General features: G+C 51.5%; 13 protein-coding genes. 8 read left to right on the forward strand and 5 right to left on the reverse strand.

The window, feature by feature from the left end; genetic code table 11:
• Window positions 1–29: 29 nt before the first annotated feature.
• Window positions 30–1733: an NAD(P)H-quinone oxidoreductase subunit 4 gene (locus AC2215_RS16230; protein ID WP_486811034.1), complete on the reverse strand. Its 1704-nt coding sequence runs from the start codon at window positions 1731–1733 to the stop codon at window positions 30–32.
• A 1211-nt stretch (window positions 1734–2944) separates the two neighbouring features.
• Between AC2215_RS16230 and bicA the strand changes: the two genes are divergently transcribed.
• The 4 genes from bicA (at window position 2945) to AC2215_RS16250 (ending at window position 10608) form a co-directional block, all read left to right on the forward strand.
• The gene (gene bicA / locus AC2215_RS16235) at window positions 2945–4624 is read left to right on the forward strand and encodes a bicarbonate transporter BicA (protein WP_486811035.1); all 1680 of its coding nucleotides are present in this window, start codon (window positions 2945–2947) and stop codon (window positions 4622–4624) included.
• A gap of 1388 nt (window positions 4625–6012) precedes the next feature.
• Window positions 6013–6873 carry a cyanoexosortase A gene (gene crtA / locus AC2215_RS16240; RefSeq protein ID WP_486811036.1) on the forward strand — a complete coding sequence of 287 codons (861 nt, stop codon included), beginning with the start codon at window positions 6013–6015 and terminating at the stop codon, window positions 6871–6873.
• Between the two features lie 338 nt (window positions 6874–7211).
• Window positions 7212–9890: a non-ribosomal peptide synthetase gene (locus AC2215_RS16245; RefSeq protein ID WP_486811037.1), complete on the forward strand. Its 2679-nt coding sequence runs from the start codon at window positions 7212–7214 to the stop codon at window positions 9888–9890.
• A gap of 4 nt (window positions 9891–9894) precedes the next feature.
• Window positions 9895–10608 carry a cyanoexosortase A system-associated protein gene (locus AC2215_RS16250; protein ID WP_486811038.1) on the forward strand — a complete coding sequence of 238 codons (714 nt, stop codon included), beginning with the start codon at window positions 9895–9897 and terminating at the stop codon, window positions 10606–10608.
• Window positions 10609–10873: 265 nt separating this feature from the next.
• Here AC2215_RS16250 and AC2215_RS16255 read toward each other — a convergent pair whose 3' ends face one another.
• On the reverse strand, window positions 10874–11788 hold the full coding sequence (locus AC2215_RS16255) for a cobalamin-binding protein (RefSeq protein ID WP_486811039.1): 915 nt from the start codon (window positions 11786–11788) through the stop codon (window positions 10874–10876).
• 256 nt (window positions 11789–12044) lie between these two features.
• On the opposite strand from AC2215_RS16255, the gene AC2215_RS16260 reads away from it, so the two are divergent.
• Window positions 12045–12650 carry a phycobiliprotein lyase gene (locus AC2215_RS16260; protein WP_486811040.1) on the forward strand — a complete coding sequence of 202 codons (606 nt, stop codon included), beginning with the start codon at window positions 12045–12047 and terminating at the stop codon, window positions 12648–12650.
• A 175-nt stretch (window positions 12651–12825) separates the two neighbouring features.
• Here the strand turns inward: AC2215_RS16260 and AC2215_RS16265 are convergent, their stop codons facing one another.
• Complete coding sequence (locus AC2215_RS16265; RefSeq protein ID WP_486811041.1) at window positions 12826–15672, reverse strand: HEAT repeat domain-containing protein; 2847 nt, start codon at window positions 15670–15672, stop codon at window positions 12826–12828.
• A 43-nt stretch (window positions 15673–15715) separates the two neighbouring features.
• Here AC2215_RS16265 and AC2215_RS16270 point away from each other — a divergent pair, with 43 nt between their 5' ends.
• From AC2215_RS16270 to AC2215_RS16280, 3 genes are all read left to right on the forward strand, one after another.
• Entirely contained in the window at window positions 15716–16591 is an 876-nt protein-coding gene (locus AC2215_RS16270; RefSeq protein ID WP_486811042.1) for a DUF92 domain-containing protein, read from the forward strand.
• Window positions 16592–16795: 204 nt separating this feature from the next.
• Window positions 16796–17110 (forward strand): hypothetical protein, encoded by a 315-nt coding sequence (locus AC2215_RS16275; protein ID WP_486811043.1) that lies wholly within the window; start codon window positions 16796–16798, stop codon window positions 17108–17110.
• Window positions 17111–17529: 419 nt separating this feature from the next.
• Entirely contained in the window at window positions 17530–20028 is a 2499-nt protein-coding gene (locus tag AC2215_RS16280; protein ID WP_486811044.1) for a tetratricopeptide repeat protein, read from the forward strand.
• Between the two features lie 8 nt (window positions 20029–20036).
• Here AC2215_RS16280 and AC2215_RS16285 read toward each other — a convergent pair whose 3' ends face one another.
• Both AC2215_RS16285 and AC2215_RS16290 read right to left on the reverse strand, forming a co-directional pair.
• The gene (locus AC2215_RS16285; RefSeq protein WP_486811045.1) at window positions 20037–21257 is read right to left on the reverse strand and encodes a sulfotransferase family protein; all 1221 of its coding nucleotides are present in this window, start codon (window positions 21255–21257) and stop codon (window positions 20037–20039) included.
• 43 nt (window positions 21258–21300) lie between these two features.
• A complete protein-coding gene (locus AC2215_RS16290; protein ID WP_486811046.1) occupies window positions 21301–23685 on the reverse strand; it encodes a glycosyltransferase in 2385 nt (794 codons plus the stop codon).
• Window positions 23686–23692: the final 7 nt, after the last annotated feature.

Consider the following 23692-nt stretch of genomic DNA (forward strand, 5'->3'; position numbering starts at 1 on the left):
TGTGAAGGAATACAGAAGATTTCGCAGTCTTACCGAAGAACACCGCTCACATCAACCAAATCGGAGTCGGCGATTTGTGGTGCGGGTAATCTCTTGGCATACAATCGAGGATTCTTCTGGGCGATCGCGACATAGGACTGACGCACTTGAGAATTCACCGCGACGGTCTTCACATCGTAGACTTCCGTTGCGATTTTCGGATAGAATCCAATCCCAATAATCGGCAGCAAGAAGCAAGCGGCAATAAAGATCTCGCGGGGTTTCGCATCCATAAACTTGGCATCCGCGGGCAAAACGCAGCTGGTTCCGAAGCAAACGGCTTCCTGAATTCCCTCACTTTTCAAAGCCACATCCCCTAAGTCGCAACTGGGGCTAATGTCGCAGTTGAGAGAGATACCGGGGTCGAAAAAGACCTGACGCAACATCGATAGTAGATAGATGGGGGTGAGAATCAACCCCACGGCTGAGAGGAAAATGGTCAGGGCGCGGAAGGAGGCGCTATAAATATCGCTGGTTGCAAGACCGACAAATACGGCAAGTTCGCTAGCAAAGCCGCTCATACCCGGCAGGGCCAGAGATGCCATCGCCCCAGCGGTAAAGAGAGCGAATACTTTCGGCATCGCTGTCGCAATACCCCCCATCTCATCCATAGACATCGTATGGGTGCGATCGTAGGTGACGCCAGCCAGGAAGAACAAGACCGAGGCAATCAAACCGTGGGATAGCATTTGCAACAACGCACCGTTGATGCCCAAGTCGCTAAAGGAGGCAATCCCCAACAACACGAATCCCATATGAGAGACCGAAGAGTAGGCAAGACGGCGCTTCATATTTGTCTGGGCAAAGGAGTTAAACGCGCCGTAGACGATATTGACAACTCCCAAAATGGCTAAGAACGGAGCGAAGTAGACGTGAGCGTTGGGGAGAAGCTCTAAGTTGAGTCGCATGAGTCCGTACCCTCCCATTTTCAGCAGCACCCCAGCTAAAATCATGGAGACGGGTGAGGAGGCTTCGCCGTGGGCATCGGGTAGCCAGGTGTGGAGGGGGAAAATCGCGAGTTTGACACCGAAGGCAACGAGTAACCCAGCGTAGAGTAGCAATTCTAAGGCGAGGGGATAATGTTTGGTTCCCAATTCCACCATATCGAAGGTGAAGTTGTTGCCAACAAATGCCATGCCCAAAGCCGCGATGAGAATGAAGATGGAAGCGGCTGCGGTATAGATTAAAAATTTAGTTGCGGCGTACTGGCGCTTTTTGCCTCCCCAAATCGAGACGAGAAGATAGACGGGAACCAGTTCGAGTTCCCACATGATAAATAACAAGAGGAGGTCTTGGGCGACAAATACGCCGATTTGAGCTGCATAGAGCAACAGCATCAAAAAGTAGAACAGGCGCGGTTTGATATCCACCTGCCAGGAGGCAAAAATCGATAGGGTGGTGACAAATCCAGCCAGCAATACTAATGGCATCGAAAGTCCGTCAACGGAAACGGCCCAACTTAGACCGAGTTGGGGAATCCAGGTGTACTTTTCAACCATTTGCACTGCCCGATCGGCCGGATCGTAGTGCATCCAAAACGCATAGCACATCAGGGCAAAGTCTGCAACTCCGATTCCGAGGGCGTACCACCGCACTTGCTTCCCATTTGTATCGGGTAAGAAGGGAATCAAGAAGGCGGCTATCAGCGGAAACAGGACGATCGCACTTAGCCAAGGGAAGTCGTCTGCTATCATAACAAGTAGAGATAAATGCTTATTTAGATTAATTTAATCATTATACTAAAGTTTGTTAACTTATTTTATATAATTTTAAGAAATACATCATAAGTATCAAGTATCGATCGAGTCTAAAGTGCGATTCAAACTCTGGAGTTGTTGTTTTGAGCGTTTCTGGTACTCTGTCAAGATTAAAATCAAGGCTCGGTTTCGATGGGGAGAGCGTTCGTCCTTAAAACTCGACGGTCAAAGTGCGGCCCGACAAACACAATTGTTATCGGTCTTCCGTTCAGTGACCTTAAAGCGATCGAATTGATAAGCAAAACTAAACACTGCCAACAATAATTATTGGGGTGACAGAATTTTTGCCAATTCACCTTCTCCTGAAGATAGAGAGTTCGACACGAAAGATAAAAAGCTATTGCTTGTAGAGGAAAAAGTCTATTAACGGCTTGTGCAACTTTTTCTGAGGTCTTGAATTTACGAGGTTCGAGCCACTCTGAATTAAAGCTTTTCAGTCAATCGGCACGAAAAATAAAGGGTTACAGACTTGAAGTTGCACCGAAGGGGTATTCGTTTTAACCTAACGATAATGTCTGAAGGTCTGGACGAAGGATTAGTCGTTTAAGAATTACTTATCCGATAAATTAAAATTTTTTTTGTGATTTGTTCTTTTATATTATATTATATTAATTAATCATAAAATTTGTGCCCATATCGAATATAAAGCTGACTCAGCAAAGCTTTCATCTTCTGACTGGCAGAGTTTGATGATGCTCGTCTCTAATGGCAGATTGTCGCTAGGGTTGTTGTTACTTATGAGTGACTGCATCTGGGAAAGAGATGAGTTTCTTTCCTAAACGAGTAAGTACTTCAAATCGATAGAGTTACCTTGACCCTTGGGTTGAAAGACTTGTCAAGTTGCCGAATTGTTGGTAGTCGAGCGAAATTTATTTCACCGATAAGACTACCGAATTGCCCACTATTTCACACTGTTGAATCGTGCGTCACTTAACTTTGTTTGCGATCGAACCTCGATCGAGCTGGAGCGGTCGACATTTGAGTGCAAGTCCTTTATATGGGGCGAGATGTCGATACTTTTCCCGTTGCGGGCAGCTTCGCGGGTCTGCGACAACCAACGCAGATTCCATTTGATTCGATCGAATTGCACCTGATTCGCAACCCTGGGCTCGATCGAGTTTTGTTCCTTAATCTCTCGGTGCGTTGAGATGAAAATTACCAATCACATTCACTTCAATAACATACGCGGCGATGTATTTGGCGGCATTACTGCTGCCGTTATTGCCCTTCCTATGGCTTTGGCCTTCGGGGTCGCATCCGGTGCGGGCCCTTCCGCAGGTCTTTGGGGCGCGATCCTCGTGGGCTTCTTTGCCGCCCTTTTCGGTGGTACTCCCACCCTCATTTCCGAACCCACCGGTCCGATGACCGTGGTGATGACAGCCGTTATCGCTCACCTGACGTCAACCAACCCCGAGAACGGAATGGCGATGGCATTCACCGTCGTCATGATGGCCGGTGTTTTCCAAATCGCTTTTGGAGCTTTGCGGCTTGGGAAATACGTAACCCTGATGCCCTATACCGTGATTTCCGGATTCATGTCCGGTATCGGCGTCATCCTAATTGTTCTGCAAACTGCTCCGTTTCTCGGACAGGCCAGTCCTAAGGGTGGCGTCCTCGGAACCGTGGGTAGCATTCCAGAATTGCTTGCTAACATCAACCCCATCGAAACGATTCTCGGGGTGATGAGTGTTGCCATCATCATCTTGACCCCCAAGCAGGTCAAGCGCTACGTGCCCCCTCAGCTTGCGGCATTAGTTTTGGGAACAGTTGCCTCTTTAGTCTTCTTCACCAATGTCGATATTCGACGGATTGGCGAAATTGCCGTCGGGTTGCCCAGCCTTCAGGTGCCCACCTTCAGTGCTGGCGAGTTTCAACTGATGTTTGCCGATGCCATCGTTTTGGGGATGCTCGGTTGTATCGATGCATTGCTGACCTCTGTTGTCGCGGATAGTTTGACCCGTACCGAACACGACTCTAACAAAGAACTCATCGGTCAAGGTCTTGGTAACCTAGCATCTGGCTTATTTGGCGGTATTGCTGGGGCTGGAGCGACGATGGGAACAGTCGTCAATATCCAATCTGGCGGTCGCACGGCCCTGTCGGGTTTGACTCGTGCGCTCATCCTCCTGGTCGTCGTTCTGTTTGCCGCACCCCTCACCCAAACGATTCCTCTTGCAGTGTTAGCCGGTATCGCCCTGAAGGTGGGTATCGATATTGTTGACTGGGGTTTCCTCAAGCGCGCTCACAAAATTTCCTGGAAAGCAGCGCTAATTATGTACGGGGTGATTCTGCTAACGGTCTTTGTGGACTTGATTGTGGCAGTTGGTGTTGGGGTATTCGTTGCGAATATTCTCACCATCGAGCGTTTGAGCAACTTGCGAGCCGAAAATATTAAAGCGATCACCTACGACGATCAAGAGATTCAGCTTCACGACGAAGAGAAAGAATTACTCGATCGAGCAAACGGTCGCGTCGTCCTGTTCCATCTGAGCGGACCGATGATTTTCGGTGTATCGAAAGCAATTGCTCGCGAGCACACGGCCGTGGATAACTTCGATGCTCTGGTTTTGGATTTAAGCGATGTTCCCATCCTGGGGGTGACTGCAGCTCTGGCTTTAGAGAATGCGATTCAAGAAGCCATCGAGAAAGGTCGCGAAGTTTTCGTGGTGGGTGCAACGGGCAAAACCCTCAAGCGTTTGAAAAACCTTGGTTTAGAGCGATTCGTTCCCGAGCAGAATATGCGGTTCGATCGCCTCGAAGCACTCCGGCAAGCCGTGGCAGTGGTCGATCGCTCTCGCTCCGTCAATCCTTTTCCCGCTCGGGTTTAGCCCGCTCTACGAGTAGAACCTCACGCTTGTTGCAAGTCAGTAGGTCGGCGCTGAAAAGCTTTGTGATGTTGCAATTTGTAAAAGAACTCCGGTTGTGACCGAGGAGAGGAGTTCGATTAATTTACATTTAGTTACATCGTGAAGGATTTTCACACCCGCCGACTTAATCGAATCAACAGAATAAATCTGAGGAGAGTCTGGTTCCGATCGCGAGCCAGACTCTCATATTTATCCAGGTTTGAACGCGAGTTCGGGTTAAGGATGTTATGGCAGTTACTACATTCAGTGCGGACAACACCAAGCAATTGTGTAATCTTGCTCAAGTCTTCCCCCCCCCTGCGCTCGTTGCCCCCCGAAGCGTACCTTCACGAGTTTCCACACTGGCTATGGCTATGATGACGGCTGTATAACAGTTGCCATATCGTTCTCTCCAATAACCTTTCCTGTAACGATGTGCTATGTGCGGTTGATGGTTATATACAGATTAAAGATTTCGTAAAGGTTGCGATCTCGATAACACTCCTGTGCTTTGGTACTGGATTTGAGGAATTTTGGGGAGGAAACAACAGCCGAAACCACTGTAAAGTCGAGAGTCTTAAGAGGGAATTCCCAGAAGTAAAAGCTCGATCGAACCAGAAAACACGATCTTTTTCCGTTCAATCATATGTAAAGATTTAATAAAGACCTACAAAAAATGCTGCGATCGAATCACAACTGCTCCTATAATTTTTTGTGATTCTACTTACGTGCATCTACTTAGTGTTCTGTCAATCCAAGCCTAATAAGTAGGTCGTTTTTCGGAAATACCCAGCGCTGTTGAAAAGCCGTAAAGTCTAAAAGTACGGTTGTTGCCATAGGGTGCTCAATAAACTATGGTCCGGTTTTTCTAGCGCTGGTTATTTATTTGTGAAGCGGGGTAGAGGCAAAATCTTAAGCATTCTCGTGATTTGAAAAGGGTTTATCCTTCAGAAATGCAAACGTTGTCAGGGTAAAATTCTATTTTTTTCGAACGGTTTATCGTCGAGTATTCGTTGAAGATTCTCATCAATTGTACCGATCCGAACGAGACACTTAATCTCGCCACAATCCGAACTGAGATCTCGATCGTTGCCGATCGCAGTCAGTAGATTCCCGGAGAAGTCTCATCTCATCCCATCAATTCGCTAATATTTAAAGAGAATACAATCGAACCCCACCCATTGGGTAAAAGTAGTTAGAAATAAGACCATGCTGTAGGTATATTAGAACGATCGGTTAACGATCGGTTTCGGCAAAAACAAATTGGGATCGAACCGACCCCAAAACTATTTCCAAATTATTGCCAAATAGCCTTCAGAACAGCAAAACAGACGAAAAATACTTTAAATATTCTCGCAATTTAATTTGATATGAGGAGATCGCTTTCTCTGATTAAAGATGATAAATATTGGTTGCTCGCTCTGGGAGTCGGACTGGTTGTTCTCCACATTTCCCTCACCGACAAAACCCAAAGTATCCGTATTCTCAGCATGGCGGTTATCTTTTGGGGAGCCATTATCTCGATGCTTTGGGATCGAAAAGAGACTCTTCGTTTAGAAAGTAACCTCTTTTCGATGGCTTTCGGTACGGTTCTTCTAACCTTAGCCCTCCTCAAAACCACTCAAATTGCTGGAGATAGTGCATTCGTGCAAGTATTGCCCTTAATTTTTGGAGTGGCAATGGGGGCGATCGCCTCTGGTATTCGAGAACTCAGGCAATATTGGCGAGAATTGATTGCGCTCGTCGTTCTCGCTTTGCCAGGAGAAGCCTTCTCTCAACCCATTGGATGGACGATCGCCCTTCTCTCACCCGAAACCATCGCCACCGTCACCGCTAAATGTTCGACCTTTTTGCTCGAAGTTCTCAACTTTGACGTGAGGCTCGATGGCGTATTAATTCACCTTCCCAATTCCGTAGTGGAAGTCGCCGATGCCTGCGCGCGTTTGAGAGTGTTGGATTTTCTCTTGAGATTATCGATTCTCTTCTTATTCATGTTTCCCACCGATCGATGGGGAAAGTTTCTTGCCCCTTTCTCTGCAGTGATCGTTGGATTTACGATTAACGTCATCCGCATTTCTCTGATGGCTCATTTAGCTGCAACCAGCGAAGAAGCATTTCATTACTGGCACACCGGAGGCGGATCGCAAATTTTCTCAGTCATCTCGATTCTGATTTTTGGCTGGATTTGCTTTTTGCTCATTCGTCCTGAATACATTAGCCAAAGTGAGTAAGAGCGAGTTCGGGTCAATACGTACAAATCACCGTCAGACGATCGGAGGAGACTTCAAAAAGCACGAGGATAGAATAGGGAAAGAGATGGAAAAAGCGTACTGAACGATCGCGAATTATTCTCGATGCTCTGCGATCGAGTTCGATCGCCGTTTTCCCAAGCGCAGATGACGTAAAGATCGCTCACGATCGGGATAGTTGTTCGATAGAGCGTTCAATGTCACCGCTATCATTCCAGAGTCTACCCAAGTCCGCCAGAATTCTCGACGAACGCTGCGATTTCCCGATCGCGGCACTGAGTTCTGTGAAGATCCCAAAATCTAGATTCCCGATTATGAGAATGTATTCTGCATTACCCTTGATTTCCCCCTGCTTGGAAGAGCGAGACTCTTGGGGTGCGTTCCCCCCCGACCCCCGTGCGGCGTTGCCCCAAACCCGTTACGAACCGGTCACCACAGTATTTGCCCGCTGGGTCGATCGCCATCCCGATGCCTCGGCGGTGTCGATGGGCGATCGCACTTGGACCTATCGCCAACTCGATCGGTGCGCTCGCAACATCGCCCGCACCCTAATCGCAGGGGGAGTTATGCCAGGAGAGACGATCGCCGTCTATGGAGGGCGCAGTTTCGGACCGATCGCAGCGATGATGGGAGTCCTGATGAGTCGCGGGGTGCTGCTGACCATCGATCCGAGTTTGCCATCCGGGCGACAGGAACGAATGGTAAGTGCGGCCAAAGCAAAATATCGCATCTTCGTTGGCATTCATTCCCCGGATATCGATCGAACCTCAGAATTCAAAGCCAGTCTTTTCGTCGATGGCAATACCGGAGAAATCAGCAAATCGAAGGGCGATTTTTCTGAGAAAGTCGATCGCATCGACGAACCCGAACCCGATGACGGGGCTTACATTTTCTTCACCTCCGGCAGTACCGGAACCCCCAAAGGTGTCTTGGGTTGTCACAAAGGACTTTCCCATTTTCTCCACTGGCAGCGAAACACTTTTGAAATCGGACCCGGCGATCGTTGCGCCCAACTGAGTGCCCTATCATTTGACGTAATGCTGCGGGATGTATTCCTGCCTCTGACTAGCGGTGCCACTGTGCATCTACCCGCGACAGAAAATCGACTCGACCCCCGGCAAATTCTACCCTGGCTGGAACGGGAGGAAATCACCCTCATCCATACCGTTCCCGCTTTAGTGCGCGGATGGTTGCGGGATGTTCCCCCCAATATGAGGTTGCCGGCGCTGCGGCGGATTTTCTTTGCTGGCGAACCCTTAAGCGATTGCCTGGTGCGTCAGTGGCGCGATCGATTTCCCGAAGCGGGGGAAATTATCAATCTCTACGGCCCCACAGAAACCACCCTGGCAAAATGCTACTATCGGGTTCCTGAGGAGCTACATCCGGGAATACAACCCATCGGCATTCCCCTACCCGAAACCCAGATTTTAATTGTGACCCAGGGAGATCGACTCTGTGAGGTGGGAGAACCGGGGGAAATTGTCATCCGGACGCCCTTTTGCAGTTTGGGATATCTTCCCGGTTCTCAGGAGACGGGACGCTTCGCCCCCAATCCCTTCGGCAAGGACCCCGCAGACCGCGTTTACTATACGGGAGATCGGGGTTGCTACGGGGCGGATGGAACCCTGCAAATTCTCGGTCGTCTCGATCGTCAGGTGAAAATTCGCGGGGTGCGCGTCGAACCGGGGGAAGTGGAGGTCGCCTTGGAAACACACCCGGCAATCTGGCAAACAGCAGTGGTTCCTCAAGAGAACGCGGTGGGAGAAACCTGTTTGGTCGCCTATGTGGTTGCGCGGGGGGCATCTATCCCCACCATGTCCCAATTGCGCGGCTTTCTGAGTCAGGAATTACCCGATGTGATGATTCCTTCAGCGTTTGTATGGCGAGATGCGCTGCCGCTGAATCCAAATGGGAAAATCGATCGTCGCACCCTCGCGCGGCAACCCTGGCAACCGACGCGGGAGACTGCGCCTCAAATGCCCCAAACCGAGGTAGAGTCTCAACTGGTTCGGATTTGGCAGCAGGTGCTGGGGGTGGAGGAAGTCGGCGTTCGCGATGATTTTTTCGAGTTGGGGGGGAATTCTCTGAGTGCGGTGCGGGCGATCGCCCTTATGGAGGAGGCGTTCGATCGGGTTCTGAGTGCTGCGGTGCTGTTTGAGTCTTCTACCATCGAGCAGATGGCTCGTTATCTGAGTGGCGATGGCGACGGTGCTACCGATGCCGGAATCGTGCCGTTGAAAACCAGCGGCCGCAAACTGCCATTTTTCTTCATCAATTCGATGGGGTATGCCAAAAAATTGCGCGGCTACTTCGATATCGATCGACCCCTGTACGGCGTGAACGTGTTTCGCTTGGGTTTACAGGAGGCTCAACTATCCAATCTGCGCCTAGAAGAGGTTGCAACTCGGGCAATCGCCCAAATGCAAACGGTTCGATCGAGCGGTCCTTATTTATTGGGGGCTTACTGTGCTGATGTTAAATTGACCTTCGAGATCGCGCGGCAACTTCAAGAGTTGGGAGAAGAGGTGCAACTGTTAGTTTCCATCGATGGATTTTGGAATTCTCGCCCTTCGAGCTTGAAGCTATATTGGGATAATTTTCGACAGTTTGGGGCGGGATATATCACGGAGAAATTTAAAGATAAGGTGAAAGACTACGTTCATCGTCTCACCCACAAAATGAATCGTTGGCAAAAGACAGTCAATCGAAAAACCGAGCAACAGGTTCGAGACGCCAGCTTGTTTTTTGCCTTTAGTCAAGCGATCGAAAACTATCATCCCCCAGTGTATGCCGGTCAAGTACACTTATTCTTATCGAGTGAATGGCGTTGCAAAGATTTCCAGAATCTGGGCGATCTATCTTCACAAAAGCTAGAAGTTGAGGAAATTTTTGGCTACCACCATTTGATGTTTGAAGAACCACAAGTTCGGGTGCTCGCCGATAAGTTGAATGCCTGCTTAGACCGGGCAACGATGAATTTATCGATCGTCAAGACCTGAAACAATGGATGAATTGAAACCCGACAAGCCTGCTGCGAGTTCTCTTTGGAGAAAACTACGGCTGCCGATTGCCATTTTTGAGTTAGGTCTGGTGGGTATGCTGTTCGTGCGGGTGCTGTTCGATCCCACCCTCGGTCAGCGAAAACCCGTCCAATTTCCTGCTTCGATTCCCCTCACCCACTGGGAACCCGGTGAAAGTCAGCGCCTCAAAGGCATTACCAAAGGGGAGGATGAGTACGGTTCGACGATTCTCGGCGGCATGCGCTATCAATATACCGGCGATCGCCAACCCCTCGATATTGAGGTGCGCTATGTGGTGGATACGGAAGGGGAAGTCGAGCGATTCGTGCGCAAACACTCGTCTTTAGGTTCCTCAACGTCCGAGGTTTCCCTTGCTTTAGAGCAGAAAACCGGAGTTGGAGATTACGCGCTGTTTGCCGATGGCGATCGCATTTATTTAAGTGCTTGCATCAATCCCAGAGGCAACAGTACCTATACCCGAGAGCAATACCGACACAATCAAGATATTCACGACGCACAGTTGGGACGGCTTCCCGCTTGGCTGTTCCGTCGGGAAAAATGGCGGGACGATCGCTGCTTGTGGACGTTTGCATCAATGCCGTTATCGGAATCTCAACCGGAAGTCACGCAACAACAATTAGAGCAAGCTTGGTTTGAATGGTATCAATGGTGGCGTGCCAACTTTCCACCGCTGTAGCAAGAAGGTTGTTAGGGCGATCGATCGGCTTTTTCCCCAGTTTCCATCGAGATTTCCACCGCTCGGTTCGTCATCTTTTTCGATTTACCCGCAGTGGCGATCGTACCGGAGTTTTCCTACTGCGATTTAACACCAAGCCGCGATCGATTATCGGTGACAGTTTAGGCAAATCGCTTGGTGTTACCGCGAAGAAGGGCGAAGCATTCGGCCGAATATCGATCGAGTCAATTTCAAAGTGACTTGCCGAATGCTTTGCCCCTACAAGTTACTCATAGGGCATCCAACCCTGTCCTTGATGCCCGAATCGAGCGAGATCGGGATACAGAATCTCCGCTAAAATCTCCAAAGAATCCACCAATCTCGGTCCCGGACGATTGAAGTATTGGTTGCCATCGCTTAGGTAAATGCGACCGGTTCGGACGGCGCGTAACTCCTGCCACTGGGGATTTTGCGCTAAGGCGTCGGCATCCTGGCGAGTGCGGGATAAGTCGAAGCCACAGGGCATCAAGATGATGATATCGGGATCTGCCGCGTGCAGTTCTTCCCATTTCATCCACGGGGAATGTTTGCCCACTTCGCCAAATAGGGATTGACCCCCCGCCAGTTCGATTAACTCTGGCACCCAGTTTCCCGCCGCCATCAATGGATCGGCCCATTCGATGGTCGCAACGCGAGGGCGATCGGATTCTGGCACGGTTTCTACTTGCTGCTGACAGGCGGCCACCCGAGATTGCAACGAGGCAACTGCCTTTTCCCCATCTACACCTAAGCAATTGGCCACCCGGCGAATATCTTGCCACACTTCCTCCAACACCGTTGGTTGCAACGAGATAATCTCCGGTTCAAATCCCGTCAACTGGGCAACGGCCCGTTCCACATCCGCCAAACTCACCGCGCAGACTTCGCACTGAGCTTGGGTAATGATGTGTGTCGGTTGCAACTGCTGCAACATCTGAGTTTCCACCCGATAGACACTCAATGCCGATTGCAAGACTTCGGTGACGCGATCGTGAATTTCGCCGCTGGTTCCGACCGGATCGAACTTGGGTTGGGTGCAGACGGGAAGCTGCTGCACTTGAGGCGGGTAGTCGCATTCGTGCGATCGCCCCACAAGTCGATCGGTACAACCCAAAATATCGACAATTTCCGTCGCACTGGGTAGAAGAGAAACGATTTTCATTTCGTCATTCCAAATTGGATGGGAGGAGGGGAGACACGGAGACGCGGTGACGCGGTGAGAGGGGGGACAAGGGAGAATGAATTTTGAATTTTGCGGAAAGTGAGCGGTGTCGGTTTGAGTCCCGTTCAACTTTCCAAGACGCATTTTTAATTCTCTTCCCCCACACCCCACACCCCACACCCCATTCCCTGCGCGTTGCGCTTTATCATAGATCGAAGCCAACACCGCCATTTTCCCAAACAAGGAGCCGATTCTCATGAACGCGATGGAATTTTTTGAAAAAAGTGCTGGAAAGTGGGTTTCCCAGCGCACTACCCATCATTTACCCTTTCGCCGCGCGGAAATGGGGAGTTCTGCGATCGCCGTCGATACCCTGCCCCCCGATGACGAGCGCGTTGTCGCCATCTGCCAAATGTACGATATCGATCCGAGTACTTGTGCCGGAGGGGCTTACGTGCGCTGGAACGGTTCTATGCAATGGGATCGGGGAGAAGACGACAACCACGAAGGTTCGACGGTATTCGCGATCGTTCCCGATGCCGACAATCCCCAGAAAGGCAAGATGCTCAGAGAACGGGGTTATGCGGAAATTGCCCCGGTTGCTGGGGAATTTGTGATGGATGAAGATGATGGGTTAGTACTGATTACCGAGTACGAAACCATGAGTTCGATCGAGCGGTTTTGGTTTGCCAGTCCCGGCGTGCGGATGCGCACCAGTACCGTCAAGCGTTTCGGTGGCTTCAATACCGCCACCTTCTGCACGGAATATCGCGTCGAGGGAGAACTGCCCCCGGAAGCGGAGGAAACCCCCAAAGCGGCAAAGGCTGCCACGAAGCCGTTTTATTCTGCGTTGGGTTGGTAGTCGATCGAATAGATGCGCCGGATGCACTGGACGCGGAGAAAGCACGTCGATGCGGTTTCCAATGGCAAAAATACCGATCGAAAATCTCTCAATCGTGGTGTTTTGAGAAGTCGTATTTTGAGAAAGTGCATAGCAAACGATCGATTCGCTCTCTCTCCCTTGTCTCCCCGTCCCCCTATCTCCCAATCTCCACGTCACAAACCGACTTCGATTCTGGTTGAATATCACTGAGGGCATCGCGAACGAGAGCGCGCACTCGAGGATTTTCGCGATCGCACAGACCTTGCAAGGGTTCGATCGCCGCAGATGCCGGTTCTCCAATATTACCCAACGCCTCGATCGCTTTGATGCGAACGTCTCCCTCTCCATCCTCTAACCGTTCGATGAGTGCGGGAACTGCTGGGGCGGCGACTTCTCCCATTCGTCCTAACGCTTCGATCGCGAGTCCGCGAAAATGGGGCTCTTCATCTTCTAATAGCTCGATGAGTGGGGGGACAGCTGCGGCATCCGAAATCGCACCCAATGCAAGAATGGTAATGTGTCGCACATTGGGATCGGCTAAGGTTTCGATAAGCGCCGGAATCGCCGGTTTGAGTTCCTCTGGAGTTTGACTGCCAATTTTGAGCAGAGAAAACACGATATTGTGGCGGCTTCTCGAATCGGTTTCGCGTTGCAGGATTTCAATCAGGTGAGGAATGGCTGGGGTGGCACCCACTCCAATCTCCCCTAAAGCATAGGTTGCACTTTGACGGACGATGAGTTCTTCATCTGCAAGGGCTTCGATGAGATCGGGCACCAGTGGGGCAGCAGCCGCACCAATTCTACCCGCACCCAGAAGCGCCCATCGCCGCACTTCAAGATCGGAATCATCGAAGTGTGCCCGGAGAAGATCGAATGCGGTCGATCTCCACTCGGGATCGAACTGAGCGAGGGTTGTTGCCGCCTCGATTTGGGCGATCGGATCGGCATCTTCGAGGGCGTTGGCAATTTCGGGGATTGCCGTCGGACCGATCTTCCGAAGAATTTCGATCGTCCGACTCCGGAGACGAGGGTTATCGCGATCGAAGAGTGGCAATCGAAAGGGAATCGCCCGAGAGCCAATTTGCTCGATCGCTCTGGAAACTTCCCCGAACTCGCGACTGTCGGGATTGGTTTGCTCCAGGCGCGCGATTAAAACGGGCATCGCTTCGGTGGCGGATGCTGTGGGAACCAGTGCCAATGCCGCCAGCCACCGTACGGATTCATCCTCGTCCTGAAGGGCGGTTAATAATGCCTCGATTGCCTGAGGAGATTCCTGCCTCTGGATTTGTCGTTGCAGGATTCGGACGGCGCTCGATCGCATCTCAACATCTTCGAGTTCCAAAAGGTTCAACACTCCCGGAAGAGCCGCATCTCCAAAACTGGCAAGAGTGGATTCGAGATAAAAGCTGCGGTGGGAAGTTGGATTTTCCAAAGCGGCGAACAAGTGCGGAATCGCCTCCGCAGCCCCTTGGCAATGTTCTTCCCGGATTTGTGGTGGAGAATCGCGAAATCTCGGCTGGCACATCTTCTCGAGAGCGGAAGTCGCTGCACGATGCAGATTGTCGTTACTGGAATTTAAGGCTTCAATCAGAGATGGAACGGCAACCGGAGTGGCGAGAGCGAGGGTTAGTTGCGAAGTGGGTGTACCATCCTCGATCGCCGCCAAAAGAACGGTGACCCCCACCCGATCGAGTCGATCGAGTTCTGCTAGTGCTAGGGCTGCCGCGATCCGAACTCCGCTGTGGCGATCGTTGAGGGCTGCTTGCAACTGCAACACCACCGATTCCGGCAGAGAATCGAGCTGCCCCAACCCATAGGCAGCATGGGTTCGCAGGGTTGGATCGTCCGAGTCGAGCAACTCCACCAGGCGATCGAGACGAATTTTTCCCAGGGCGATCGCCGCTCGGGTTACCAAACTCGACGGATACGGGAGATCTGGAGTGGGATCGTGCTGTTGAAGTTGTTCTAAAAGCTGGGGAATGGCAGCTTCTGCGGCTTCTCCGATTTCGCCCAAGGTATCGAGAATTTGCCGGTGCGCCCAGTCATCTCCATCCTCAAGGGCGTCCAGGAGTAATAGCGTTGCATCTGCGGCAGCAGAACCGATTTGGCTCCAGGTGTCCAACAGTCTGCTGCGAGTATGTCGATCGCCGGTTTCCCACAGAACCAGGAGTTGGGGCATCGCTGGGGCGGCAGCCGTTCCGTGTTTGCCCAGGGATTGGACTACTCGATTTTCAGAAACAGAATCGCCATCGGCAAGCATCTGTATTAACAGGGGCACTGCTTGTTCTGAAACCGTTGAGAGTCCGAGAATTTCAGCAACTCTAAAGGAGATATATTCGTATTCGCGAAGCGCTATAAGATCGTGTTCGACGATCGGAAAAATCTCTCGAGTTGAGGGATCGATCCGCACCAATCCATAGGCGGCTCCCAACCGTACGTTCGGGTAATCGTCCCGTAACAAGGCTTGCAGCACCCGAACAACTGTTACGTCTGCGGGTTCGATCTCCCCTAAAATTCGGGCAATTCGCTCTCGCCGTAGAGGATTCTCTTCGTTCGACTCATTCAATACCGCGAGTAAATCCGGGACTGCGGGCGTGCCGATGTCGATCAGGATTCGATCGGGATCGACGGGAGATTCTCGCCAAATTCCCAGGGTTGCAATCAAAGCGGGGATGGCCGGTTCTCGGTTGATTTCGAGTTGGCTGAGGGTGTAGAGGGCGTTCTCGCTCACTTCTTTATCGCGATCGCCCACTGCCTCAGCAAGAACTCGTACCGCATCTGCACCACAATCTTCGAGGAATTGCAAATGATTGGGAGGACGACGGAGGGAACCTCGCAAACCCCATAATTCCGATTGGGTTAAATTGCGAGCGAATGCGAGGATTTGCCCTCGGGTGCAGGTTTGCGATCGCCCCGGTTGACTCGAAAATAGCATCATTAGCAGGCTCAGGGAGAGCGCCCTCAATATCCGATACCCGTTGCGCAAGCAATTGTACGGCATTTCCCTTGGTAAGATTCTCTCAGACCCAAACACTCGTTGCTTTATGGCATTCTTCCTATCTTCCCTCAATCCCTGGATCGTGGCGATCGCCTTGAATAGCGTTCTTTTGGCGATCGCATTTCTCCTGCCCAAAAAATTGCTAACCCCAGCGGGTTACCTGCATGCCTGGATTCTCGGGGTGTTGGTTTGGGGCTGTTTGGGTTGGCGCGGCTACGTCGTGGTGATGTTCTATTTCCTGGTGGGTTCCGGGGTGACGCGCATTGGTAAAGATCGCAAGGAAGCCGAAGGCATCGCTGAAAAGCGCGGTGGGGCGCGGGGGCCGGAAAATGTCTGGGGTTCGGCACTCACGGCAACGCTGTGTGCGGTGGGAGTCGCGGTATTTTGCAGTATTTCTGGAACTGAGTTTCCCCCCCTGTCTCCCGAGTGGGCGAAGCATTTGGAGATGTCAGATGTCGTTGCACCCACGATGAGTCGCCCAAATGCTTTGCCCCTACAGCCACTGCCACTGCCTCTGACGCTGCTGCTGCTGGGTTACGTCGCCAGTTTCGCCACCAAACTCTCCGATACCACTGCCAGCGAAGTGGGTAAGGCATACGGCAAGCGGACGTTTTTGATTACCACCCTCCAACCGGTACCTCGCGGAACGGAAGGGGCGGTAAGTTTGGAAGGAACCCTGGCGGGAATTGTGGCTTCGATCGCGATCGCCCTGGTGGGTTGGGGCGTCGGATGTATCGATGTGGCGGGAGTTGGGGTGTGCGTGGTGGCGGCATTTGTGGCGACGAATGCCGAAAGCGTCATCGGGGCAACTCTGCAATCCCAATTCGACTGGCTCACGAATGAAGTTGTTAATATTTTGAATACGACAATTGGGGCGATCGCTGCCATCTTGCTGGCATGGGCTTATCTGAGCGTCGTTTGAACCCCAGAGTCAGAATTGCGATTTGGCAAAAGGGGATGAAGTGTCGGATGTTGGAGAAACGGGTAGGATGTTGAAAAAACGGGGGCAAGATACTCTATGGACTCGTCGGAAAGTTATTGTAGGGTGGGTAGACTTCGATATCGTGGCATCCCAACCCAGTAATCTAAAGGGAAGCACGAGCTGACAGATAAAAGCACACTCGCCATGGCCCTCAAAAAAATCCGCATCGTTGGTTATTTACCGCCTCAATATTATCAGAAGCTGCGGGATTACATCGAAGTCCACGATCTGAGCGAAAGTGGGGCACTCGTTGGTATTGTCAAACAGTTTTTCGATGCTCCCGTTTCATCAGATAGCGACTTGAAGGCAAGTTTCGATCGAGAATTGGCATCCCTACGAGCTGAAATGAAAGAAGAGATGGAGGGGATGCGCCAACGCCTGGAGGTTCTCGAAGCAGAACGCCAAATGCGATTGAGAAGTTATCGTTATCCCCCATCCCACAATTCTTGGAACGATTGAAAGAAAACAAGCCACTCGATCGCCTCTGACTCGTATAGCAACCGCGCGCGTTAATTAGCCTGGATTATTCACGAGGAGATGCGATCGCCTCCCAAGATCGACCCACGATTGCACCTTCCCCACCCGCTCATGAATAATCCAGGCTAAGACCGACACACGATCGCACCTTCCTCACCCGCTCATGAATAATCCAGGCTAGACTCTACCACCCTGTCGGGATCGCAGGTACGATCGAATGACTCGCACAACCGAATCATAGGGAGCTTTAGGAACAGTTTAATGGTAGGGTTGTCCCATCATTGAAAAAATAATGTAAATCAAATTTGGCTCTAGTTTAGGATGACTTGTGGCAGCTCCGGTATGCATCCAAATACTCTTCTAAAAAGTACTCGTCAAACTTCTGCCGCATCATACTCATCTTGCTAGATTCTGCACTGCAACAGGTACACGAGCAATTTCAAACCAGACAATGGTTGGAAGCCTTGGCTTCGTGCGATCGCTATCTGAGCCAACGTCCCCGTTGCACCATCGCCCACCAACTGCGCGGCGAAATCCTCGTCGAACTCGATCGCCTCGAAGAAGCTGCCACCGCTTACGAAACCGCCATCACCTGCGATCGCAACCGACCCGAACCCTATGCCTATCTCGGTCAACTTCGCGATCGCCAACAAGACTACGACGGTGCGATTCAACTCTACCAACGTGCCCTATGCTTGCGTCCGGACTGGCAGCCGTTGCGCTACAACCTTGCCCGAGCTTACCTCCAACAGGGAAATTACATCGCTGCTCGCCAACACTACGAAACGGCGATCGCCCAAAATCCTCGAGATGCCAAGTCTCATAACGACCTCGGCACTATCTACCAACGATGGGGACACCTCGAGCGAGCTCGAACCGACTACGAAAGTGCGATCGCCTTAGAACAAAATCGCATTGGACCCCAACGTAACCTCGCCGCTCTCCTCCTCCAACAAAATCGCCCCCACGATGCCCGTCAGGTCTTGGAAAGCGCCCTAGCTCGCGACCCCCGCAACGCTGAACTGTACCACCTTCAAGGGGAGATAGAGCGCGCCCTCGGGCGCAACGACGCGGCTCTGGCGGGCTATCTGCGCGGTCTGCAACTCGACCCCCACAACGCCGGGATTCGCGAAGATTTGGGGAAACTCTTCGCTCGACTGCAACAACCCGCAGCCGCCCTCACCTGTTTTCAAGGGGCGATCGAACTCGATAAGACACGCGAGGATTTGTATGGCTACGGCGCGCAAATGGCACTGAAACTTCAGCAACCCGATCTGGCCATTGCTTATTTTCGCCAAAGCTTAACTCTGATGGAGCCTAATAGTTGCATCTGGCTGCAATCGCTGCGGCAATCGTTCTCCCATCCCGCCACCGACCCCTACAATGCGGCATGGGTCGCCCGCCGAGACTTCCTGCAACATCTGTGCACCGATGCCGATTTAGCAACCTGCAAGCGTTCTCTGGCTCGCCTCTACCGCTGTTGGGGTGACGTTCGCCTCGCCTCTGCTGCATTTCCCCAAGCCGAAGCCTATTACGAAATAGCTCTCAACATCGATGCCGATAATCTCGATGCCGAACGGGGACTCGGGGCAACTCGCATTCGCCAGCAGCGCCTCGATCGAACTGGGCCTCCTTCCTTTCCCATCCCCACCGGCTTAATTCTCAACATTCGATCGGGGCGAGAAACACAAACCATTGAAGGTTACTTTTCGCTACCAAAAGTCCAACGGAGCGAACCCCCACCTCTGACGACGGGTCATCCCTGCGAAGGTATCAACTGCCAACCCTGCTTAACTCGCCTGCGACAAACCTTTGCGCCCATTGGATTTAGTGAGGATGGCTATGGGTTCCCCCTCAGCGACGAATGTCCCGAGTTTGAGGGCGAACGGTTGACCGTCGAAATCCCCAACGGGCGGGTTTGGGCGATGCCCCAGAAAAGTTGGTGGCAAGTGTGCGAAGCGATCGCGGTGATGACGGCTGACAACGCTCTGGTTGCGGAGTTATCCCGCGAATATCCCGGAGAACTCCCCGGTTGTCCCCAGACCACCACTCACCGCAGCCAACATCGCATTTTCCGCCAACAGACCCTGCCCCCCCTGCAAAAAATTTCAGGAACCGTCGCCGTGCTGGGGGGATTATCTGCTAACGTCTACTTTCACTGGATGGTGGATATTTTGCCTCGGCTCGATATTCTGCGGTGCAGCGGTTTTCCCGAAGGCGAAATCGACGGATTTTATATCAACAGCATCGCCCGACCCTTCCAGCAGCAAACCCTAGAACTGTTAGGGATTTCCCTCGATCGAGTTATTGAAAGCGATCGTCATCCCCATATCGAAGCAACTCGTTTGGTGGTTCCCAGTTTTCCAGGTCCTCTCGGTTGGGCAACACCGAAATCCATTGAGTTTGTCCGATCGCACTTTCTGCCGATTACTGCTACTCCGTCTCGGGTTTCCCACCACCAACTCACTTCCGATTTCGATCGCATTTACATCACGCGCCAACAAGCCCGCTACCGCCAAGTCATCAACGAACCCCAGGTCATCGACAGCCTAAAATCGCAAGGCTTTACCCCAGTTGCCCTGGAAACTTACTCTATTCTCGAACAAGTGCAACTCTTCGCCAGTGCCAAAGCCATTATTGCCCCCCATGGCGCTGGATTGACGAATCTCATATTCTGCCAACCCGGAACGACAGTCATCGAACTGTTCTCGCCCCACTACATTCGCTACTACTACCGATCGATTTGCCGCTACCTGCAACTGGACCATTACTACCTCATCGGCAAAGCTTTACCCTGTCAGGCATTTCGCCAGGTACTGTATCCCGACATGCTGACAGAAGATTTCTGGGTGGATGTGGAGAGTTTACAAATTTTGCTCGATAAGGCGGGACTATTTTAGATACGATCCTATTCCCAGTTAAATTTCATCTCTAAATAGTCTTCTAACTGTCGGTTATACGGGCGAAAAAACTCTGCTAACTGACGGCGAAGATGGTCTGAAATTGGAGGATACGAACCCGGATTGTAGTTTCGATACTCCGCCTGGGGAGAGTCGGGAAGTCCGAGAAAGTCATACACTCGTTTCAGGGTCGTCGCCGGATTCAAAAATAAATCCTCACTTTTCAGGATTAAGATTTGCCTTCTGGGAAAAACGGTCAGCCACTCTTTGAGAAAGTGAAGATAGAGGCTAGAAGCGACGCAGCCTATAAATTCCAAATCAATATTAGCAATTGTCTGTTTTAGCCAACTGTCTAGTTGCATTATTTTTAACCCGAAATTAATTTTTTCTTGAAGTCGTTTCGCATCCATTTTTTTAATTTTATTCAAAGACTTATTGAAGTACTGGTAATTGAATCTATTTTGTTGATAAAAAGAAGAAATTGTATGCTCGATCGGGTTTCGCAACAAAACGATTGGCTTGACGTTTGGAAAAGATTTCCAAATTTTTCGCGCGAGATTCGGAGAGAGAATATAACTCGGTGATGCTTCTCCGGTTAAATAACGCCGATCTGAGATTTGCGGGAAGTGCGCTAAATAATAATCGAGATTGTCTACGGGAAAGAAATCGAAGTAACGAATTTCCTTCGTCACCGCCGATAAAATTTGAGGGTGCGCGGTTAAATAGGCATATAGAGAAGTCGTTCCGCATTTTGGAAAACCGAGGATTATAAAATCCGGCTGGCGTTTTTGAGTTTCATCCCAAGAGGACTCAACGAGTTGCGGGTGGGACAAACTCATTTGTTGAAAACTCGCTTGCCTCAAGCACTGCTTTGCTGTTTCTAAATTGCCTTTCCCCGCGTAAAGAGTTGCTAAAACTACCCCGGTGAAGAAAAAGTTCGGTTGAGTTTTTCGAATATTTTGGAGGGTTTCGATTCCTTCTATTAAAAGTTGGCTGTCAATTTCCAAAAGAAATAAGTTGAGGCAGTCTAAAGCATATTTCAAGTAATAATAAACTTGCCTAGGTGTGGGGTCGATCTGAATTGCTTTTAAGAAATTAGATGTTGCGCGCTGGAAATTTCTTAAACCGAGGTAAAGGTTGCCGATTTTTTCGTATAAGATCGCCCGATTGGGAGTCAGGATTAAGGCTTTTTGATAGTGGACGATCGAGGCTTCGATGAGATGAGACATAGGTGAAGTGTGAGGTATCTTCGATCGAATTGCCGAACTAATGCTAGGTTTTAAGACGTTCTAATTGTGCCCGAGCCTCTTTCAATTCAGCTTGCAGCGCGTTGAGTTCCTTCTGGGTCTCAATTGCCGTTCGCATCCAGGCTTGAGCTTGTGCGGTGGGTGCATTGGTCTCACCCGAGGGCGCGGGAGCGATCGTTTCTGCCTGCCACAACTGCTCGATGCAGGTTAACAGCAAGTGTAGCTGCCGCCGCATCCATCGGGCCGGTTCGATGTGCGAGAGACTCCCACGCAGGTAGTAGCGCTCTTTGGGGAACGCTTCGGGGGGAATCGTCAGGGTCGAGTGGCGATCCCAAAAGTAGAGGGGATAAGGATAGTAGGCGATTTCTTCTCCCGTGGCGATCGCCGCTGCCAAGAGATGCCAATTGAGCGCTCGCAAACCTCGTTCTTCACAGTAGGAGAACGACCGCAGCCACTCTAGGGAAAATAAAGCGCACAAATCGCGGGTTCGATCGAATTCCAGCAGTTTGAGGAGGGAACCATCAACGAAGGTCACCACCTCCAAATCGTCCTCATCCAGGGTCATATCCGGACTGGTGACGATCGCCGCATCGGTAGTTGCGGTGGCGCGGACGAAGGTTTCGATCGCTTGGGGCAACAGCAGGCGATCGGGGGTCAGCGGCAAGAAATACTCCCCCGTCGCGCGGCTGATGAGTTGGTTGTAGGCGCTGCCCCAACTCTGGCCGAAGGCAAAACTGACGAACTGGTAATGGGGAAATTGGGCTTGCGTTTGGGCGATCGCCCCTTGGGTGGCTTCGTCAGCGTGGGGGTCGTAGAGGACGATCGCCTCTAGATCGGTATAGGTTTGTCCGGCGAGGCTTTCAAGGCACTCGGCGAGTTTATCCCCGTCGGCGAAAACGGGAATCCCTACGGTGACGCGAGGGTTGGGCATCTCTTTGGGGGCAATTTCGAGAAAAGCGTCAGTCATGAGTTCGAGTCGTTGGTCGAGAAGTTGGCGGTTGATGCGTTCGAGGGTGCTGCGATCGGGAACGGCGGGGGTTTCCGGATGGGCGGCAACGGCTGCGCGGAGGGTTTGGGCGAGAGAATAGCAATCGCCGGGAACGAACCAGCGCGTGCCGTCGGTGCGGGTGACCAGATCGAGGGTTTCGCGGAACCCTCCGGTATCGGACACCACTAAGCTGACGGGTAATTGTCCCATTTCCAACGCTGTATTGGGAAAGTTTTCCTGGGGACTGCAGAGGCAGACGACGGGGGCGTTGAGACGGGTAATCGCATCGATCGCCTCTTGACTTGAAAGGTCGGGGTCGATCCGATAGTCGATCGCGTCGCCCAGGGTTCGATCGATATAGGCTTGGCTGTCAAGTCCGTGGAGGTCGGTGGATTCGAGGGGGACAATTTTGCCAAAAAAGAAAATAGAGACCCGTTCGCGCCAAGTGGGATCGGTTTCGTGCAAAATTTGCAAGGCAGCCAGAAAGGTGGGAAGTCCTTTGCGTTCTTCGAGTCGTCCGAAAAAGACGATCGGGATTTTGCCAGAGTCGCGCGATTGCCCGTCAGTCGCCCGACCTTCGCCCCGGTTATCGATTTCGCCCTGGTAATCTGTCGTGTTGCGGTGCGAGTTCTGCAAGGGTTGCACCAAAGGGATGAAGTAGGGCAAGTGGACGGCGCGCTCTACCCTCCAGCCGTAACCTCCAACTTTAGCTTTGAGGAAGTGGGAGGGAAAGCAAGTGAGGTTGGCATTATCGTAAGAATACTGTTCGACGTGGTAGGCGTGCCAAAACCAACGCGGATGTTCGGTTCGATAGCGGTAGTTGGTTTCCCGCAGCCACTCGAAGCCGCCGTGGTCGGTAACGCCGACGAAACAGTAACTTGGCAGCACCCCCGATCGTTGCGCTTGAATCGTGCGACAGCCAAACCCCCAGATGGCGGGGAATTCTACATAGACGACGGCATCGGTAAAGGTTGCGGCGATCGCGCTGACGAAAAACAGACAGCGCCAGCTTTCTAAGTCGAACCACGGGTTATTCCCCTGTTTGCTGCGATCGAGAATAGCCTGGTGGAGGGGTTGGAGGTTGAGGAGGCGATCGATTTCGTCGGAGGAGAAGATGTAGCTGAGACTGGGGGAGTGGGATTTTCCGCTGTCGCGTTTGCGAAGCGTCTCTGGAGAAGCATCGCTGCGGCACAACAGCAAGATGACGCACCAGCCCTCCTCCGCGAGTTTTCCAGCCAAGGTGGTATAGTACGTGCCGATGCCGCCGTTTTTAGTGATGCCTTCAAATTCGTTGCTGGCGAGAACGGCGATTTTTTGAGTGGTGGGGTCGAAGCGATCGGCGATCGGGGGTAAGAAACCGACGCGATCGAACTCCACAGAGCAAAGATTGGCGATGAGTTTATCGGCGGGAATGGTCTTCATTGTTGTT

The organism is Zarconia sp. (genome assembly GCF_057467645.1).

What these genes read in the sequence shown, in the direction of transcription:
- AC2215_RS16275 (WP_486811043.1), top strand. Translation starts at nt 16,796, where the DNA reads ATGGCCCTCAAAAAAATCCGCATCGTTGGTTATTTACCGCCTCAATAT.
- AC2215_RS16270 (WP_486811042.1), top strand. Translation starts at nt 15,716, where the DNA reads ATGGCATTCTTCCTATCTTCCCTCAATCCCTGGATCGTGGCGATCGCC.
- AC2215_RS16255 (WP_486811039.1), bottom strand. Translation starts at nt 11,788, where the DNA reads ATGAAAATCGTTTCTCTTCTACCCAGTGCGACGGAAATTGTCGATATT.
- AC2215_RS16245 (WP_486811037.1), top strand. Translation starts at nt 7,212, where the DNA reads ATGTATTCTGCATTACCCTTGATTTCCCCCTGCTTGGAAGAGCGAGAC.
- crtA (WP_486811036.1), top strand. Translation starts at nt 6,013, where the DNA reads ATGAGGAGATCGCTTTCTCTGATTAAAGATGATAAATATTGGTTGCTC.
- AC2215_RS16260 (WP_486811040.1), top strand. Translation starts at nt 12,045, where the DNA reads ATGAACGCGATGGAATTTTTTGAAAAAAGTGCTGGAAAGTGGGTTTCC.
- AC2215_RS16285 (WP_486811045.1), bottom strand. Translation starts at nt 21,257, where the DNA reads ATGTCTCATCTCATCGAAGCCTCGATCGTCCACTATCAAAAAGCCTTA.
- AC2215_RS16265 (WP_486811041.1), bottom strand. Translation starts at nt 15,672, where the DNA reads ATGCCGTACAATTGCTTGCGCAACGGGTATCGGATATTGAGGGCGCTC.
- AC2215_RS16290 (WP_486811046.1), bottom strand. Translation starts at nt 23,685, where the DNA reads ATGAAGACCATTCCCGCCGATAAACTCATCGCCAATCTTTGCTCTGTG.
- bicA (WP_486811035.1), top strand. Translation starts at nt 2,945, where the DNA reads ATGAAAATTACCAATCACATTCACTTCAATAACATACGCGGCGATGTA.
- AC2215_RS16250 (WP_486811038.1), top strand. Translation starts at nt 9,895, where the DNA reads ATGGATGAATTGAAACCCGACAAGCCTGCTGCGAGTTCTCTTTGGAGA.
- AC2215_RS16230 (WP_486811034.1), bottom strand. Translation starts at nt 1,733, where the DNA reads ATGATAGCAGACGACTTCCCTTGGCTAAGTGCGATCGTCCTGTTTCCG.